The 16,533-nt window shown below is 69.7% G+C and carries 10 protein-coding genes and 3 rRNA genes; 6 read left to right on the top strand and 7 right to left on the bottom strand.

Translation table 11 applies throughout. The annotated features are described in order from the left end of the window. Nucleotides 1–12: 12 nt before the first annotated feature. Together DMP15_RS00120 and DMP15_RS00115 are read right to left on the bottom strand one after the other, a co-directional pair. Nucleotides 13–1,482, bottom strand: coding sequence for a HAMP domain-containing sensor histidine kinase (locus tag DMP15_RS00120; protein WP_073575898.1), 1,470 nt, complete (start codon nt 1,480–1,482; stop codon nt 13–15). Then, nucleotides 1,479–2,183 (bottom strand): response regulator transcription factor, encoded by a 705-nt coding sequence (locus tag DMP15_RS00115; RefSeq protein ID WP_073575899.1) that lies wholly within the window; start codon nt 2,181–2,183, stop codon nt 1,479–1,481. The genes DMP15_RS00120 and DMP15_RS00115 overlap by 4 nt, the downstream gene beginning before the upstream one ends. 136 nt (nt 2,184–2,319) lie before the next feature. Here DMP15_RS00115 and DMP15_RS00110 point away from each other — a divergent pair, with 136 nt between their 5' ends. The 5 genes from DMP15_RS00110 to rrf all read left to right on the top strand — a co-directional run bounded on the left by DMP15_RS00110 (nt 2,320) and on the right by rrf (nt 10,002). Beyond that, the gene (locus DMP15_RS00110; protein WP_062399769.1) at nt 2,320–2,838 is read left to right on the top strand and encodes a CvpA family protein; all 519 of its coding nucleotides are present in this window, start codon (nt 2,320–2,322) and stop codon (nt 2,836–2,838) included. Nucleotides 2,839–2,925: 87 nt separating this feature from the next. Further along, the gene (locus tag DMP15_RS00105) at nt 2,926–3,603 is read left to right on the top strand and encodes a hypothetical protein (protein WP_337825316.1); all 678 of its coding nucleotides are present in this window, start codon (nt 2,926–2,928) and stop codon (nt 3,601–3,603) included. 1,221 nt (nt 3,604–4,824) lie between these two features. Then, nucleotides 4,825–6,344, top strand: a 16S ribosomal RNA gene (locus DMP15_RS00100). 315 nt (nt 6,345–6,659) lie between these two features. Continuing rightward, nucleotides 6,660–9,742 (top strand): 23S ribosomal RNA (locus tag DMP15_RS00095). Nucleotides 9,743–9,885: 143 nt separating this feature from the next. After that, nucleotides 9,886–10,002: ribosomal RNA gene (gene rrf / locus DMP15_RS00090) — 5S ribosomal RNA — on the top strand. The 16S, 23S and 5S rRNA genes sit together here, the layout of an rRNA operon. A gap of 326 nt (nt 10,003–10,328) precedes the next feature. Here the strand turns inward: rrf and DMP15_RS00085 are convergent. The 3 genes from DMP15_RS00085 to DMP15_RS00075 are packed head-to-tail and all read right to left on the bottom strand — an operon-like array spanning nt 10,329 to nt 12,664. Further along, nucleotides 10,329–11,432: a quinone-dependent dihydroorotate dehydrogenase gene (locus DMP15_RS00085; protein WP_073577920.1), complete on the bottom strand. Its 1,104-nt coding sequence runs from the start codon at nt 11,430–11,432 to the stop codon at nt 10,329–10,331. A 20-nt stretch (nt 11,433–11,452) separates the two neighbouring features. Then, nucleotides 11,453–11,827: an RNA-binding S4 domain-containing protein gene (locus tag DMP15_RS00080; RefSeq protein WP_161151880.1), complete on the bottom strand. Its 375-nt coding sequence runs from the start codon at nt 11,825–11,827 to the stop codon at nt 11,453–11,455. A 36-nt stretch (nt 11,828–11,863) separates the two neighbouring features. Then, nucleotides 11,864–12,664, bottom strand: coding sequence for an SDR family NAD(P)-dependent oxidoreductase (locus tag DMP15_RS00075; RefSeq protein ID WP_073577918.1), 801 nt, complete (start codon nt 12,662–12,664; stop codon nt 11,864–11,866). Nucleotides 12,665–12,717: 53 nt separating this feature from the next. Between DMP15_RS00075 and DMP15_RS00070 the strand changes: the two genes are divergently transcribed. Next, nucleotides 12,718–13,596 carry a diacylglycerol/lipid kinase family protein gene (locus DMP15_RS00070; protein WP_073577949.1) on the top strand — a complete coding sequence of 293 codons (879 nt, stop codon included), beginning with the start codon at nt 12,718–12,720 and terminating at the stop codon, nt 13,594–13,596. A gap of 11 nt (nt 13,597–13,607) precedes the next feature. Here the strand turns inward: DMP15_RS00070 and DMP15_RS00065 are convergent, their stop codons facing one another. Together DMP15_RS00065 and malQ are read right to left on the bottom strand one after the other, a co-directional pair. Continuing rightward, nucleotides 13,608–14,423, bottom strand: coding sequence for a 2-keto-4-pentenoate hydratase (locus tag DMP15_RS00065; RefSeq protein WP_237453419.1), 816 nt, complete (start codon nt 14,421–14,423; stop codon nt 13,608–13,610). A gap of 28 nt (nt 14,424–14,451) precedes the next feature. Continuing rightward, on the bottom strand, nt 14,452–16,452 hold the full coding sequence (gene malQ / locus DMP15_RS00060) for a 4-alpha-glucanotransferase (RefSeq protein ID WP_161151222.1): 2,001 nt from the start codon (nt 16,450–16,452) through the stop codon (nt 14,452–14,454). Nucleotides 16,453–16,533 lie beyond the last annotated feature (81 nt).

Below are 16,533 nucleotides of genomic sequence, written 5' to 3'. Positions count from 1 at the left end.
GGTTGCGTGACGTCACGACGGTAGTCCGCCGGGGCCGTCGGGGCCCGTCACGGGCAGGGTGAGGACGAAGGTCGCGCCGTCGTCGTCGGGTGGGCAGGTGAGGTCGCCACCGTGCGCGCGGGCCAGGCCGCGGGCGATCGCGAGGCCGAGCCCGGCGCCGCCGCTGTCCCGGTCGCGGGCGTCCTGGAGCCGGACGAGCCGGTCGAAGACGCGCTCGCGGTCGCCGTCGGCGATCGGGGTGCCGGTGTTGCGCACCGAGACCGACACGGTCCCGGCCGCCCGGTCGGTCCGGGTGACGACCTCGATCCGCCCGCCGTCGGGGGTGTGCCGGCGGGCGTTGTCCAGCAGGTTGGCGAGGATGCGCGACACCGCCTGCGGGTCGGCGCGCACCGCGGCGGGCTCCCCGTGGCCGTCGACGGTCAGCCCTGGCGCGAGCACCGCGGCCCGCCGGGTCTCGGCGCGCGCGATCCCGGCGACGTCGACCTCCCGTGGCGCCACCGCGGTGCCGCCGTCGATGCGGGCCAGGTCGAGCATGTCGGTGACCAGCCGCCCGGCCCGGCGCGTCTCGCCGAGCAGCAGCTCCAGGCGCCGGGTGCGGCGGGCGGGGTCGGCGTCGGGCCCGGACCGCTCCAGCGTCTCGGCGACGGCGGTGATCCCGGACAGCGGTGTCCGCAGCTCGTGCGCGGCGTCGGCCAGGAACACCCGGGTCCGCTCGGCCTCCTCCCGGGAGCGCCGCTCGGCGTCGGTGAGGGCGTCGAGCATGCCGTCCATCGCCGCCGCCGCGGTACCGAGGTCGGTGTGCGGGCGATCGGGCCGGAGCCGCGCGTCGCGCTCGCCCGCGGTGATCCGCCCGGCGAGCGCGGTCATCCGGTCCAGCGGGCGCAGCGCCGTCCGCACGACGAACGACACCGCACCGAGCGCGACGAGCAGGGTCAGCAGCACCGATCCGGCCAGCACCGCGCGCAGACCGTTGCGGACCTGGGCGACGTCGGAGGCGTCGGCGACGAGCTCGACCGTCGCCCCGCCACCGGCGTCGAGGGTCACGGTGCGGCTGCCGGTGTCCGGCGGGACGGGTGGCCGTCCGGCCGGGACCGGGGCGGACGGCGGCCTGCTCGGGTCGTCGGTGCGGTCACCACCGGGGCCGCGGTCCGGCCGGCCGGCCGGCGGTGGGGTACCGGGCGCGTTCAGTCCGGGGTCGCCCATGACCTCCCCGTCGGCGGTGCTCACCTTGATCCGGATCTGCTGGCCGGACAGCCCGGTGACCAGCTCCTCCGGGGTGGCTCCCGCCGCGATCAGCTGCTGGGCCTGCACCACACGGTCCCGCAGCCGGGAGTCGAGATCGGACTCCAGGCGGGCCCCGAGCAGGACGTCGACGAGCACCACCACCAGGACCAGCAGCACCGCCACCACCCCGAGCACCGCCGCGGTGACCCGGCGGCGCAGCGACGGGGTGGCGGTGCGGGCCTGCGCGGCCGAGCTCACGACGGCCCGCGCAGCGAGTAGCCGAGGCCCCGCACGGTGTGCAGCAACCGCGGACCGTGTGCCTCCAGCTTGCGGCGCAGCGCCGACACGTGGACCTCGACGAGGTTGGGGTCGTAGGCGTCGTAGCCCCAGACCGAGCGCAGGATCTGCGCCTTGGACACGGTGCGTCCGCGCTGCTCGGCGAGGTAGGTGAGCAGCCGCAGCTCGGTCGCGGACAGCTCCAGCACCGTCCCCCCGCGGGAGGCGACGGCGGCGTCGGGGTCGAGGACGAGGTCGCCCACCTGCACCGCGGACGGCAGCCTGCCCCGGCGGCGCAGCACCGCCGCGACCCGGGCCACGAGCTCGTCGAGCGCGAAGGGCTTGAGGACGTAGTCGTCGGCGCCCGAGTCGAGCCCGCGGAGCCGGTCGGCCAGCGCGTCGCGCGCGGTGAGCATGACGATCCCGGCGTCCCCGTGCCCACGCACGACGTCGATCAGCTCGAACCCGTCGCGCCCGCCGGGGAGCATCACGTCCAGGACGACGAGGTCCGGCCGGAACGCGGCGAGCCGCTCCTCGAACGCGACGCCGTCGACGACGCCCTCGGTCACGTGCCCGGCATCGGCCAGCGCGTCCACGACGGACTCGCGGATGGCGTCGGAGTCCTCGAGCACCAGGACCCGGGTCGTGGGGCCGCGGCTGTCGTCGTCCTGGCGTGTGCTCACGGCACAAGGGTGCGCCGCGAGGCTGAGGGGGACCTGAAGGACCCGCCGGTTTCAGGTCCGTCTCAGGTACCGCGGGCACTGTCGTGGCAGACACCGAGACGACGGGCCGCCCGGCCCGCGGCGCGGAGAGGAAGAGATGACCCTGCTCGACGTGATCGTCCTGATCATCGTGGTGGCCGCCGCGATCGGCGGGTTCCGCCGGCTCGGCGGCGTGGCCCGGGCCGGGCGCCTGCTCGGTCTCGTGGTCGGTGCCGGCGTCGGCGCGGCCTGGGGCTCGAACCTGGCCCGCTACGGCGACACCCCCGACTCGGCCTGGTTGTGGGGCCTGGTCGGGGTGATCGCCGGTCTGCTGCTGGGCTCGCTGGTCGGCGGGTTCCTCGGCGGACTGGTCAGCCGGGTGCTCGCCCGCGGCAGGTTGTCCTTCCTGGACCGCATCGTCGGCGCCGTCACCGGTGCCGTGACCGCACTGCTGGTGATCTGGCTGGTCTCGTGGGTGGTCCCCGCGGTCGTGAGCGCCGAGGCGCTCGCCCCCGTGACGACGCTCGCGCAGTCACTGGGCGGCAGCCGGATCGTCGACTCGGTGTCGGAGCTGCTGCCCGCGACGACGTCCGCCGCCCGCGACGTCGTCGACGCCGCGCGGCCTCCCGCCGGCTGATCCCACCCGACCCCCAGCGGTCCGCCGTCCGGCGGTCCGCGACCCGCCGCTGCCCTCTTCCGGGCACGGCACCGTCCGAGGAGAACCATGAACGACGAGAACCGCACCCCGCGCGACGACGACGACCGCCCCACCGACCGGCAGCCCCCGGTCCCCGCCGACGAGACCCCCACCGCCCACACCCCGACACCGCACGTCCGGGACGGCGTGCACGGCGGGGGGACGGTGGCCGCCGCCTCCGACGCGGGTGACCCTCCGCGACGACGCCGGTTCGCCGCCCTGCGACGCCGGTCCGCGCTGCCCGCGGTCGCGGCCGGCGTGATCGGCCTGGTCGTCGGGGCCACCGCGAGCGGTCTGATCGTCGGGACCGCGTTCGCCGGGCCGGGCGACGGCCCCGCCCGCACGGCGGTCGCCGCCGACGGCCGCGGCCCCGGCGGACCCGGTGGACCCGACGGCTCCGGTGGTCCCGGTGGTGAGACCGGTGGTCCGGGCCGCGGCCCCCACGGTGCCGGTCCTGGTGCGTGCGGTCCGGCCGGTGGGCCGGGTCGTGACGGCGCGACTCCGCCCGCGCCGCCGGCCGGGGCCCCGACGCCGCCCGCTCCGGGCGCCGCCCCGGCCGCCCCGGGTGCGACGGCCCCGGGTGCGACGGCTCCGGGTGTCACGGCTCCGCGCCAGGGCGGCGCCGCTCCCGCGGCCCCTGCTGCCCCCGCGGCCCCGGGGTCGTCCGCCGCTCCCGCGGCGCCAGCCGCTCCCGCCGCTCCGTGAGCCCGTACGCGCGGCGACACCGACCGGTGTCGCCGCGCGTGGAAGAGGGGTGAAGGGAGTGCTCCTCGTCGGATCGCGTCGCGCATTCGCCCCCGACGCGCTGCAGGACCCGACGAGGAGCACTCGACGGACCAACGCGCCGGAACGGGCACGGATACCCCCCTGATGCGGTGACGACGTGGGCCCGGACACCACCATCGGTCGTCCCCGCAGGTCAGACGGGCCGTCGTCATGTCCCCGTGACAAGAAATCGGTGAGTGGTCCGGCCCGTCGAGCGCTGATCCGGGGGAACACCCGCCGTCCGTGGTGGGGCTCCGGGAGCCGGAACGGCGGGACGGAGCCCCCTCCACCCGGGACGGTGGGGGGCCGGAGCGACGCGGCCGAGCCCCACGCGTCCCGGGATCGGAGGGGCCGAGGCCGCTCCGTGGTCGCCCGCGAGAGGACCGTCCCGGCGATCGCCCAGGCCGTCCCCGGCGCTCCGCTGTGGACGTCCTGCCTCGCGACGGCGGAGGACGGGTCGGATCCGACGGTGGGCCGGAAGCGGGGCACCTGCACCGTGACTACGGGCCGTCGTGCGGGACGGGGTTCCGGCCGACGGCCGGAACCGGACCATGGCGGTACCGGACGGCCACCCGACGGCGCACCCCGACCGCACCCTGACAGCGCAGGTCACGGGCCGATTCGAGACCTGAACGGATGGTGGCCCGACCACCGAGAAGACCACGTGGACAACCCATCGCGAAGAGACCGTGGTCGGCGTCACACAGATCGGTGATCGCCGGTATCGCTCGGTGAGAGGGTGTCGGTAACCAGGAGTTCGTTTCCGACCACCGCGGTGACCTGCGACGACGCCTGGTGTTCGCCCCGGGGACCCCCCGGTTTGACGGCCCCGGACACCGTGCCGTAACTTTCTCCCTGTCAGCGAGTGAGCCGGACAGAACGGGCCCTGAGGGGTTCGGTCAACAGGCCCCGCGGACGGCGACCCCCGGTGGTTCATCGAGTTTCTCGGTGTGATTGTCTTGGTGGGTCAAGGCGATCCGTCTTCAGGATCCTGCTTCCTTGTGTGGGGGTGGGTGAGTGCGGTGCGGGTGTCTTTTGAGAACTCAACAGTGTGTCGAGCTATTTTGATTCGGTTTGGCGTTTTGTGCCAAATTGTTTGTTTGGTTGCAGCATTCGATCCCGTCGGGTGTTGTGGCCAGTTGTTTGTTGCAAGTCAGGGTTTTGTTGGAGAGTTTGATCCTGGCTCAGGACGAACGCTGGCGGCGTGCTTAACACATGCAAGTCGAGCGGTAAGGCCCTTTCGGGGGTACACGAGCGGCGAACGGGTGAGTAACACGTGGGTGACCTGCCCTCCACTCTGGGATAAGCCCGGGAAACTGGGTCTAATACCGGATAGGACCACTGATCGCATGGTTGGTGGTGGAAAGTTTTTTCGGTGGGGGATGGGCCCGCGGCCTATCAGCTTGTTGGTGGGGTGATGGCCTACCAAGGCGGTGACGGGTAGCCGGCCTGAGAGGGCGACCGGCCACACTGGGACTGAGACACGGCCCAGACTCCTACGGGAGGCAGCAGTGGGGAATATTGCGCAATGGGCGGAAGCCTGACGCAGCGACGCCGCGTGGGGGATGACGGCCTTCGGGTTGTAAACCTCTTTCGCCAGGGACGAAGAGCAATTGACGGTACCTGGAGAAGAAGCACCGGCCAACTACGTGCCAGCAGCCGCGGTAACACGTAGGGTGCGAGCGTTGTCCGGAATTATTGGGCGTAAAGAGCTCGTAGGCGGTGTGTCGCGTCGGCCGTGAAAACTTGGGGCTTAACTCTGAGCGTGCGGTCGATACGGGCATCACTTGAGTTCGGCAGGGGAGACTGGAATTCCTGGTGTAGCGGTGAAATGCGCAGATATCAGGAGGAACACCGGTGGCGAAGGCGGGTCTCTGGGCCGATACTGACGCTGAGGAGCGAAAGCGTGGGGAGCGAACAGGATTAGATACCCTGGTAGTCCACGCCGTAAACGTTGGGCGCTAGGTGTGGGGACCATTCCACGGTTTCTGTGCCGCAGCTAACGCATTAAGCGCCCCGCCTGGGGAGTACGGCCGCAAGGCTAAAACTCAAAGGAATTGACGGGGGCCCGCACAAGCGGCGGAGCATGTGGATTAATTCGATGCAACGCGAAGAACCTTACCTGGGTTTGACATGCACCAGACATCCCTAGAGATAGGGCTTCCCTTGTGGTTGGTGTGCAGGTGGTGCATGGCTGTCGTCAGCTCGTGTCGTGAGATGTTGGGTTAAGTCCCGCAACGAGCGCAACCCTTGTTCCATGTTGCCAGCACGTAATGGTGGGGACTCATGGGAGACTGCCGGGGTCAACTCGGAGGAAGGTGGGGATGACGTCAAGTCATCATGCCCCTTATGTCCAGGGCTTCACACATGCTACAATGGCTCATACAGAGGGCTGCGAGACCGTGAGGTGGAGCGAATCCCTTAAAGTGAGTCTCAGTTCGGATCGGGGTCTGCAACTCGACCCCGTGAAGTTGGAGTCGCTAGTAATCGCAGATCAGCAACGCTGCGGTGAATACGTTCCCGGGCCTTGTACACACCGCCCGTCACGTCACGAAAGTTGGTAACACCCGAAGCCGGCGGCCCAACCCTTGTGGAGGGAGCTGTCGAAGGTGGGACTGGCGATTGGGACGAAGTCGTAACAAGGTAGCCGTACCGGAAGGTGCGGCTGGATCACCTCCTTTCTAAGGAGTCCCATCATGTGATGGGGCACCACACGCTCTTTATTGGGTGTCTGTGGTTCCTTCATTGAATCGCATTTGCGGCCCCGTTCGTGGGTCGGGTGCGTTGGGTGGAACGCAGCACGTCGGACCGTCTGGCTTGGCACACTGTTGGGTCCTGAGAGGACATCCTGGGTTCTTCGGAACTGTGGGTTGTTTTCTTTGGCCGCTCTGGTCGAGGGCTTCCTAACGCTTCCTTGTGTGGGTGGTGGTGGTTGTTTCTTGGTCGGGTGTGGTTGTGGGTTGAGTGTTGCATAGTGGATGCGAGCATCTTGTTGTGGTCAAGTTGTTAAGAGCACATGGTGGATGCCTGGGCATCAGGAGCCGATGAAGGACGTGGGAGGCCGCGATAGGCCTCGGGGAGCTGTCAACCGAGCTGTGATCCGAGGGTGTCCGAATGGGGAAACCCAGCGCCCGTCATGGGGCGTTACCCGTACCTGAATTCATAGGGTGCGTGGAGGGAACGTGGGGAAGTGAAACATCTCAGTACCCACAGGAAGAGAAAACAATAGTGATTCCGTGAGTAGTGGCGAGCGAAAGCGGAAGAGGCTAAACCGTGTCCGTGTCAAGCCGGCAGGCGTTGCGGGTGCGGGGTTGTGAGACGTGTCGTTCATCTTCTGCCGAGGGTGGGACAGCAAGTGCCTGTGTTAGCGGAACGACTCTGGGATGGTCGGCCGTAGTGGGTGATAGCCCCGTACGCGAAAACACTGGGTTCTGTTGTGGGCGTGTTCTCGAGTAGCAGCGAGCCCGTGAAATTCGCTGTGAATCTGGCGGGACCACCCGTCAAGCCTAAATACTACCTGATGACCGATAGCGGACAAGTACCGTGAGGGAAAGGTGAAAAGTACCCCGAGAGGGGAGTGAAATAGTACCTGAAACCGTGTGCTTACAAGCCGTCAGAGCCTTTCGGGGTGATGGCGTGCCTTTTGAAGAATGAGCCTGCGAGTTATGCTTCGTGGCGAGGTTAACCTGTGTGGGGTAGCCGTAGCGAAAGCGAGTCCGAATAGGGCGTGTGAGTCGCGGGGTGTAGACCCGAAGCGGAGTGATCTACCCATGGCCAGGGTGAAGCGTCGGTAAGACGTCGTGGAGGCCCGAACCCACCAGGGTTGAAAACCTGGGGGATGAGCTGTGGGTAGGGGTGAAAGGCCAATCAAACTTCGTGATAGCTGGTTCTCCCCGAAATGCATTTAGGTGCAGCGTCGTGTGTTTCTCACCGGAGGTAGAGCACTGGATGGCCTAGGGGGCCGACAAGCTTACCGAAGTCAGCCAAACTCCGAATGCCGGTGAGTGAGAGCGCGGCAGTGAGACTGCGGGGGATAAGCTTCGTGGTCGAGAGGGAAACAGCCCAGATCACCGGCTAAGGCCCCTAAGCGTGCGCTAAGTGGGAAAGGATGTGGGATCGCCCGGACAACCAGGAGGTTGGCTTAGAAGCAGCCACCCTTGAAAGAGTGCGTAATAGCTCACTGGTCAAGTGGTCCTGCGCCGACAATGTAGCGGGGCTCAAGCGCACCGCCGAAGCCGTGGCAATGACACTTAGGTGTTGTTGGGTAGGGGAGCGTCCTGCATCTGGTGAAGCCCGGGAGTGATTTACGGGTGGAGGGTGTGGGAGTGAGAATGCAGGCATGAGTAGCGAATGCAGAGTGAGAATCTCTGCCGCCGGATGACCAAGGGTTCCTGGGCCAGGTTGTTCCGCCCAGGGTGAGCCGGGACCTAAGGCGAGGCCGTCAGGCGTAGTCGATGGACAACGGGTTGATATTCCCGTGCTCGTGATAGTGCGTCCATGCCGAGGCTGGTGATGCTAACCATCCGAACCCACCTTCGCTCCTTCGGGAGTGTTGTTTGTGGGGGAGCGTGGGATCCGATCTGGTAGTAGGCAAGTGATGGGGTGACGCAGGAGGGTAGCTCCGCCACGCGGTGGTTGTCGTGGTGTAAGCCTGTAGCCCGAGTCCTAGGTAAATCCGGGGCTCATCGAAGGGTGAGAGGTGATGCGTAGCCGATTGAGGCGAAGAGAGTGATCCCATGCTGTCGAGAAAAGCCTCTAGCGAGTGCTGTTGCGGCCCGTACCCCAAACCGACACAGGTGGTCAGGTAGAGAATACCGAGGCGATCGAGCGAACTGTGGTTAAGGAATTCGGCAAAATACCTCCGTAACTTCGGGAGAAGGAGGGCCGGTTGTCTTGAGGCTCCTTGCGGGCTAGGGACGGCCGGTCGCAGAGACCAGGCCCAAGCGACTGTTTACTAAAAACACAGGTCCGTGCGAAGTCGCAAGACGATGTATACGGACTGACGCCTGCCCGGTGCTGGAACGTTAAGAGGACCTGTTAGCTCTTCGGGGCGAAGCGGAGAATTTAAGCGCCAGTAAACGGCGGTGGTAACTATAACCATCCTAAGGTAGCGAAATTCCTTGTCGGGTAAGTTCCGACCTGCACGAATGGCGTAACGACTTGGGCGCTGTCTCGACCACAGACTCGGCGAAATTGCACTACGAGTAAAGATGCTCGTTACGCGCGGCAGGACGGAAAGACCCCGGGACCTTTACTATAGCTTGGTATTGATGCTTGGTTCGGCTTGTGTAGGATAGGTGGGAGACTGTGAAGCTATCACGCCAGTGGTGGTGGAGTCGTTGTTGAAATACCACTCTGGTCGAATTGGGTGTCTTAACCTCGGGCCATGATCTGGTTCAGGGACAGTGCCTGGTGGGTAGTTTAACTGGGGCGGTTGCCTCCCAAAGAGTAACGGAGGCGCCCAAAGGTTCCCTCAGCCTGGTTGGCAATCAGGTGTTGAGTGTAAGTGCACAAGGGAGCTTGACTGTGAGACTGACGGGTCGAGCAGGGACGAAAGTCGGGACTAGTGATCCGGCACCACCTTGTGGAAGGGGTGTCGCTCAACGGATAAAAGGTACCCCGGGGATAACAGGCTGATCTTGCCCAAGAGTCCATATCGACGGCATGGTTTGGCACCTCGATGTCGGCTCGTCGCATCCTGGGGCTGGAGTAGGTCCCAAGGGTTGGGCTGTTCGCCCATTAAAGCGGTACGCGAGCTGGGTTTAGAACGTCGTGAGACAGTTCGGTCCCTATCCGCCGCGCGCGTTGGAGACTTGAGGAAGGCTGTCCCTAGTACGAGAGGACCGGGACGGACGAACCTCTGGTGTGCCAGTTGTCCCGCCAGGGGCACGGCTGGTTGGCTATGTTCGGGAGGGATAACCGCTGAAGGCATCTAAGCGGGAAGCCTGTTCCAAGATGAGGTCTCCCACCACCTTCGAGTGGGTAAGGCTCCCAGTAGATGACTGGGTTGATAGGCCGGAGATGGAAGCCCTGTGAGGGGTGGAGTTGACCGGTACTAATAGGCCGAGGGCTTGCCACAACGAGTTGTTCGCATCCACTGTGTGACCCTGAGTCCACAACCGTCCATGTTCCCGGTGATCCGGGGATCGTGGGGTCGGTTTGTGTGCTCGACCCCCGCCTCTTGGGGTTTTCTGGGGGGTGGGGTGATAGTTGGATAGTGTTGTCGGTGGTCATTGCGGTAGGGAAACGCCCGGTCCCATTCCGAACCCGGTAGCTAAGCCTTCCAGCGCCGATGGTACTGCACTCGCCAGGGTGTGGGAGAGTAGGTCGTCGCCGACATTCAACTTCATGGGATGTGCCCCGGACTGTCGAGTCCGGGGCATTTCTCATTTCCGGATTGTTTTCGGTCCGATGCGTGATGCCGGCCCGGCCGGGCATGAGTGTGTCTGTTTTGGGTCCCTGGCGCGGGTCCCTCGGGGCTGGTGGTCGGGGCCGTGGAGCTCTCTGGGGGGAGTCGCATCCGGTCCTGTCGTGCCGGTGGGGTCGGCGCACCTGGCATGCCTTCCTGTGACCTCGCACCCTCTGCAGGGGCTGCGAGGTCGCAGAAAGGTGTGCGACGTGGGCTGCGAGGAGGGGGCCGGCGGGAACACCGGCCGCCGCAGGCGTCAGAGGTCGGCGCCCACGGCGTCGTCGACACACGAGAAGCCGTCGGCGCGCAACAGCGCCGCGAGCTCGCGGTGGACCCGGGCCGGCCAGAGCAGACCGCCGTAGACGAAACCGGTGTAGGCCTGCACCAGTGCCGCGCCGGAACGGATCCGGCGGTAGGCCTCCTCGGCGTCGGCGATCCCGCCGACGGAGACGACGACCTGGTCGTCGTCGAGGCGGGTCCGCAGCTGCCGCACGACGGCACGGGCCCGCTCGGTCAGCGGACGGCCGGACAGCCCACCCGCACCGGTGGCGGCGACGACGTCGGGGGCAGTGCGCAGACCGTCGCGGGAGACGGTCGTGTTCGTGGCGACGACCCCGTCGAGCCGCATCCGGCGGGCCAGATCGGCGACGGCGTCGAGATCCTCCGGCGCGAGGTCGACCGTGATCTTCACCAGGAGCGGGACACGACGGTCCCGGGACACCCGGTCCAGTTCCTCGCGGACCGCGACGAGCAGCGGCTCCAGCACGTCGACCTGCTGCAGGTCCCGCAGACCGGGGGTGTTCGGGGAGCTGACGTTGACCACGACGTAGTCGGCGTAGGCGCCCAGCGCGGCGGCGCTCGCACGGTAGTCGGAGGCGGCCTCCTCGGCGGGTACCGCCTTGCTCTTGCCGATGTTGACCCCGAGCACCGGCATCCCCGGTCCGGAGCGGGCTCGCAGCGCTGCGAGACGGGGCCCGACGGTCCCGGCCCCGGAGTTGTTGAAGCCCATCCGGTTGACCAGCGCGGCGTCGTCGACGAGCCGGAACAGGCGGGGCCGCGGGTTGCCGGGCTGCGCCCGACCGGTCACCGTGCCGATCTCGACCGCGCCGAACCCGAGCCTGCCGAGCGCGAGCACACCCTCGGCGTCCTTGTCGAAACCGGCGGCGAGACCGAGCGGGCCCGCGAACTCCAGACCCAGCACCCGGGTGCGCAACACGGGGTCCGACGGGGTGAACCGCTCCGCGACCCGCTCACCCACGACGGGTGCGGTCCCGAGCGTGCGGACCACACCGAACCCCATCCGGTGCGCGGGTTCGGACGGGACGTGCCGGAGCACGTGGCGCATGAGGGCGTCGTACATGCCCCCATCCTCACACCGGCCTAGGAGGTCCGGCGGGACAGCCCCAGCTGGTCGAGCATGCGGCGGTCGCGCTTCGTCGGGCGGCCGGCGCCGCGGTCGCGGTGGGCGAACAACGGCTGCCCGCCGGTGCTCGGCTCCGGCGGAGTGTGGTCGATGTAGCACGCCTGCGCGATCGGAGCGCCGACCCGCTTCTCGATCACCCGGGTGACCTCGACGATCCGGTTCCGGTCGTACACCCGCACCCGCACCCGGTCGCCGACCTGTACCGTCGCCGCCGGCTTCGCGGGCCGGTCGTTGATCCGCACGTGCCCGCCCCGGCACGCCGTCGCGGCGTCGGCACGGGTCTTGGCCAGGCGCACCGACCACAGCCACCGGTCCACGCGGGTCCCCTCCATCGGACCATCGTGCCATCCGGGACGGCAGTCCGGGTCTCAGTAGTGCACGACGCCCGGTGTTCCCCCGCCCGCGGCGACGGCGTCGCCGGTGATCGCGACCGAACGGGGCGAGCACAGGAACGTGATGACGTCGGCGACCTCCGCGGCGGTCGTGATGCGGCCGATCGTCGTCGTCGCGTCCAGCTCCGCGCGGGCCTCGGCGCCGGTGATCCCGGCCGACTCCGCCCGCGCGGCGACGGCGTCGGTCGTCCGCTCGGTCTCGGTGACACCGGGGTGCACGACCGTCACGTTGATGCCGTGCGGACCCAGCTCCTGCGCGAGCGCCGCCGTCATCGAGGCCACCGCCACGTTGCGCACCGACCCCACCAACGACGACGACCTCCGCGCGTTCAGGCCGCTGACGTTCACGATGCGCCCCCACCCCTGCGCCCGCATCAGCGGCGCGACCGCCCGGGCGCACCGCAGGTAGCCGAGGACCTTCGTCTCCAGCTCGACCCGCACCGCGTCGTCGGTGATCGAGGCCAGGTCGGTCGGCGGGCCCGCGCTCGCCGGCCGCGCGGCGGCGTTCACCAGCACGTCCACCCCACCGAACCGGTCGGCGACGGCGGCGACACCACGGCGGACCGCGTCGTCGTCGGTGGTGTCGACGGCGACGGCCAGCGCCTCCGGCGCACCCGCGGCGCGCAGTCCGGCCGCCGCGGCCTCCAGGGCGCCGGCGTCGCGCGCGAACAACGCCACCCGGACGCCCTCGCCCGCGAGGGCCTGCGCGGTCGCCAGCCCGATGCCGCGGCTCCCACCGGTGACGATCGCCCGGCGCCCGTTCAGTTGCAGATCCATGATTCCCACCGTGCCGCAACGATGGCGGGACCGCAGGCGTCTACGGTGTGCGGGTGGCTGAGCCGATCGACTCCGTGCTGGTGGTCTTCAACCCTGGTAGTACGGGGGACGCCGACGTGCTCGCCGAACAGCTGCGCGACGAGCTCGGCTCCGCCCGGCCCGAGCTGGCCGTGCGGCTGGTGCCCACCGAGTACGCCGGGCACGCCCGCGTCATCGCCCGCGAGGCCGCGTCCGCCGGCGGGCGCCCGCTCATCGTGTCGGCGTCCGGCGACGGCGGCTACAACGAGGTCGTCAACGGGATCATGGACGTCCCGGGCACCGACGCCTCGGCCGCCGTCCTCGCCGCCGGGAACGCCAACGACCACGACCGCGTCACCGCACGCCGTCCGCTGGTCGAGGCGATCCTCGACGGCCGCCCCGAGCCGATGGACCTGCTCGAGATGCACCGCGACGACGACCCGCCGCACTACGCGCACTCCTACATCGGGTTCGGGCTCACCCCCGTCGTCGCGCTGCAGATCGAGAAGGGCGGCAAGGGCAGCATCCGCGAGGTGATCACCACGGTGCGAGCGTTCTGGGCGTTCACCCCGTTCGAGGTCGAGTTCTCCCGCGGCGACCGGCGCCGGATCGACAACCTGGTCTTCGCCAACATCGGTGAGATGGCCAAGGTCGCCGAGCTGTCGGCCACGAGCCGTCCCGACGACGGCCGGTTCGAGGTCGTGCTGCTGGAGCACCGTCCGAAGTGGAAGCAGCTGTGGGTGGCGGCCCGGGCGGCGTTCTCCGGGCTCGGCCGTCAGCCCGCGACCTCGGACTTCCGGTTCACCGCGTGCGGGCCGATGCCGGTGCAGATCGACGGCGAGGTCGACGAGGTCGCCGGCGGCACCGCGATCCGCGTCCGCTGCGCGGCCGGGGCACTCAACGTCGTGCGCTGACCCCGCCGTGCTCACGGGGCGAGCGTGAACTCCACCGCGCCGAGGTAGTCGCCGAAGCTCGCCCGCACCCGGGCGCCGCGGTGCACGGGCATCGGGACGGTCGTCGTCCCGGTGGTGACGACCGCGCCCGCCTCGAGCCGCAGGCCGTAGCCGGGCAGGACGTCGGCGAGCCACGCCAGCGCGACCCACGGGTCCCCGAGGACGGCCGCGCCGGATCCGGCCGCCTGCTCGTCGTCGACCTGCAGGGCGGTCGGGGTCGCGGCGAGGTCGAGATCGAGGGCGCCGGGGAGCTCCGGGCCCAGCACGAACCGGCCGGCGCACGCGGCGTCGGCCATCAGCGACGGCGCCCCCGCCGCGACGAAGTCGGTGAACCGCGACTCGGGCAGCTCCACCGCCCCGTGCACGGCCGCGACCGCGGCACGCAGCTCCTCACGGGTCGCGTCGGCACCCACCGGCGCACCCATCACGAACGCGAACTCCGCCTCGGCGACGGCCATGTGCAGGTCGTCGGAGGGCACCACGTCACCGGGGGAGTGCCGGAACCGCTCGAACAGCGCCCCCGGCAGCGGGGTGTCCACCCCGATGTGGGCCTGCCCGGCGGGCGCGGTCGCCGCGAGCTTCCAGCCGTAGGACGGCCCGGCCCGCTCCGACAACCTGCTCTGCGCGGTGAATCCCTCGGCCAGGCTGCGCGGACGTAGCAGCTCCGGCAGTGCGGCCATCCGTTCGCCGGTGGTCCAGGCCTGCCACAACGCACCGGCGGTGCCGTCGGCCCGCACGAGGTCGACGGCGGTCGGGTCCATGCCCGCGGAGCTGTTCTCGGCACTCATCGGGGCGGCATCCTGCCAGGGCCGCGGGTCAGCCGTCGTCGCCGGTCCGGGCGCGCAGCACCTCGGCGACGCGGCGGACCCGGTCGTCGGCGAGCGCGTCCTCCAGCGACACCGGCAGCGGGATCCGCCAGTTCGGGTACTCGTCGACGGTGCCGGGCAGGTTCGGCTGCCGCGTCTCGCCCAGCACGTCGTAGAGGGAGGCCAGGACCAGCCGCGACGGTGCCGACGCCAGCAGCGCGTGCAACGCGACGACGATCGTGTCCTCGTCGGTCTCGTCCGGGGAGTCGAGCAGCCCCTCCGAGGTCAGCAACGCCAGCAGCTCGTCCCGTTCGGCTCCGGCCCTGGCCTCCTCGGTCGTCGGGTCGTCGAGGAGCCCCAGCTCGGCGCGCACCCGCACCTGCTCACCGGCCAGGAACCCGGGCGCGGTCGGCAGGTCGTGGGTGGAGATCGTCGCGACCGACCGCTCGGGCCAGCGACGCGGCGGGCGGAGCGGGCCGTCGTCGCCTCCGGTCACCGGATCGGGGTCGCGGGAGAACCACAGCACCGTCGAGCCCAGCAGGTTCCGCTCGGCCATGTCCTCGCGGATCCGCGGGATCACCGTGCCCAGGTCCTCGCCGACGACCAGCGCGCCCGCGCGGTGGGCCTCCAGCAGCAGCACCGCGAGCATCGCGTCGGCGTCGTAGTGGACGTAGGTGCCGCGGTCGGCCGTCTGCCCCGCCGGCACCCACCACAGCCGCCACAGCCCCATGACGTGGTCGATCCGCAGGCCGTCGGCGTGCGCGAGCAGCGCGCGGACCATGTCGCCGAACGCGGCGTAGCCGGTGTCGGCGAGGCGGTCCGGGCGCCACGGCGGCAGGCCCCACGTCTGGCCGCGCTGGTTGAACGCGTCCGGCGGGGCACCGACCGTCGCGCCGAGCGCGAGCACGTCCTGCAGCATCCACGCGTCGGCGCCCTCGGGGTCGCAGCCCACGGCGAGGTCGTGGATGACACCGACCGGCATCCCCGCGTCCTTCGCCGCGGCCCGGACCCCGGCCAGCTGCGCCTCGGCCTGGCGCTGCACCCAGGCGTGGAACGCGACGCGCGGCGCCAGTTCGGCACGGGCGGCGGCGACGCCGGGGGCGTCGGGACGACGCAGGTCGTCGGGCCACAGCGACCAGCGGCCGCCGTAGCGCTCGGCCAGCGCGCAGTAGGTCGCGAAGTCGCGCAGGTCGGTATCCGGGGCGCCGTCGGGGTACCCGGCGCTGCGCCACAGCGCCTCCAGCGCGGACCGCTTCGCCGCCCAGACCCGGTCGTGCGCGATCCGGTCGCCGGTCGTCTCCGGGCGCAGGGCGTCGACCTCGGCGCGGGTGGCCGCGTCCGCGGCGGCGTAGGCCGGGAGGTCGGTGACCCGCAGGCTCAGCGGGGTGGCGTAGCGGCGCGACGACGGTGTGTACGGCGACGGCTGCACCGGCGGCACCGGGGTGATCGCGTGCAGCGGGTTGAGCAGCACCGCGCCCGCGCCGTGCCCGCCGCGGATCAGCGTGGTCAGGTCGCCCAGGTCGCCGATGCCCCACGAGTCGCGCGAGTGCAGGGCGTAGAGCTGCAGCATCCAGCCCCACGTCCGCGGCGGGTCGGGCAGCGTGGGCGGCGCGACGACGACGTGGGCACGCCCGGCTGTCGTCTCGCACGCGTAGCGGCCCGGCTCCAGGCCGGCGGGGAGCTCGCCGTCGACGTCGCAGGCCCATCCCTCGTCGCCACGCGCACCGTCGACGGCGGTGAGGCGACCGCGGCCGGGCACGGCGCGGGAACGGTCGCTGCGCAGTCCGATCGTCGGCGGCAGCGCCCCGGCGCCGGCGCGCTCGCGGGCCCCGGCGAGCGACACCCGTTGCGCCTCGGGGGAGGCGACGTCGACCTCCAGCAACCCGAGGACGGTGCGGACCACCTCCGCGTCGATCGGCTGCTCGGTCCTGCTGCCGTCGAGGTACGAGGTCGCGACGCCGTACGCGTCGGCGATCTCGGCGAGCTCGGGGGTCACCGGGTCGCTGGTCATGGGTCGATCCTGGCGGATGAGCGGCCGCCCGGCCCGGCCGCCCGGGGTGATACGGGCAACCGCCGCGACCGACACGCGGGA

Origin of the sequence: Pseudonocardia sp. UM4_GMWB1 (assembly GCF_017312155.1) — a bacterium.
Classification (GTDB): domain Bacteria; phylum Actinomycetota; class Actinomycetes; order Mycobacteriales; family Pseudonocardiaceae; genus Pseudonocardia; species Pseudonocardia alni.
This window is presented reverse-complemented; position numbering and strand designations above follow the sequence as displayed.

Bases quoted from the DNA above. Each gene is read 5' to 3' on its own strand.
- DMP15_RS00110 (WP_062399769.1), top strand. From the start codon at position 2,320: ATGACCCTGCTCGACGTGATCGTCCTGATCATCGTGGTGGCCGCCGCG.
- DMP15_RS00105 (WP_337825316.1), top strand. From the start codon at position 2,926: ATGAACGACGAGAACCGCACCCCGCGCGACGACGACGACCGCCCCACC.
- DMP15_RS00085 (WP_073577920.1), bottom strand. From the start codon at position 11,432: ATGTACGACGCCCTCATGCGCCACGTGCTCCGGCACGTCCCGTCCGAA.
- DMP15_RS00080 (WP_161151880.1), bottom strand. From the start codon at position 11,827: ATGGAGGGGACCCGCGTGGACCGGTGGCTGTGGTCGGTGCGCCTGGCC.
- DMP15_RS00075 (WP_073577918.1), bottom strand. From the start codon at position 12,664: ATGGATCTGCAACTGAACGGGCGCCGGGCGATCGTCACCGGTGGGAGC.
- DMP15_RS00065 (WP_237453419.1), bottom strand. From the start codon at position 14,423: ATGAGTGCCGAGAACAGCTCCGCGGGCATGGACCCGACCGCCGTCGAC.
- malQ (WP_161151222.1), bottom strand. From the start codon at position 16,452: ATGACCAGCGACCCGGTGACCCCCGAGCTCGCCGAGATCGCCGACGCG.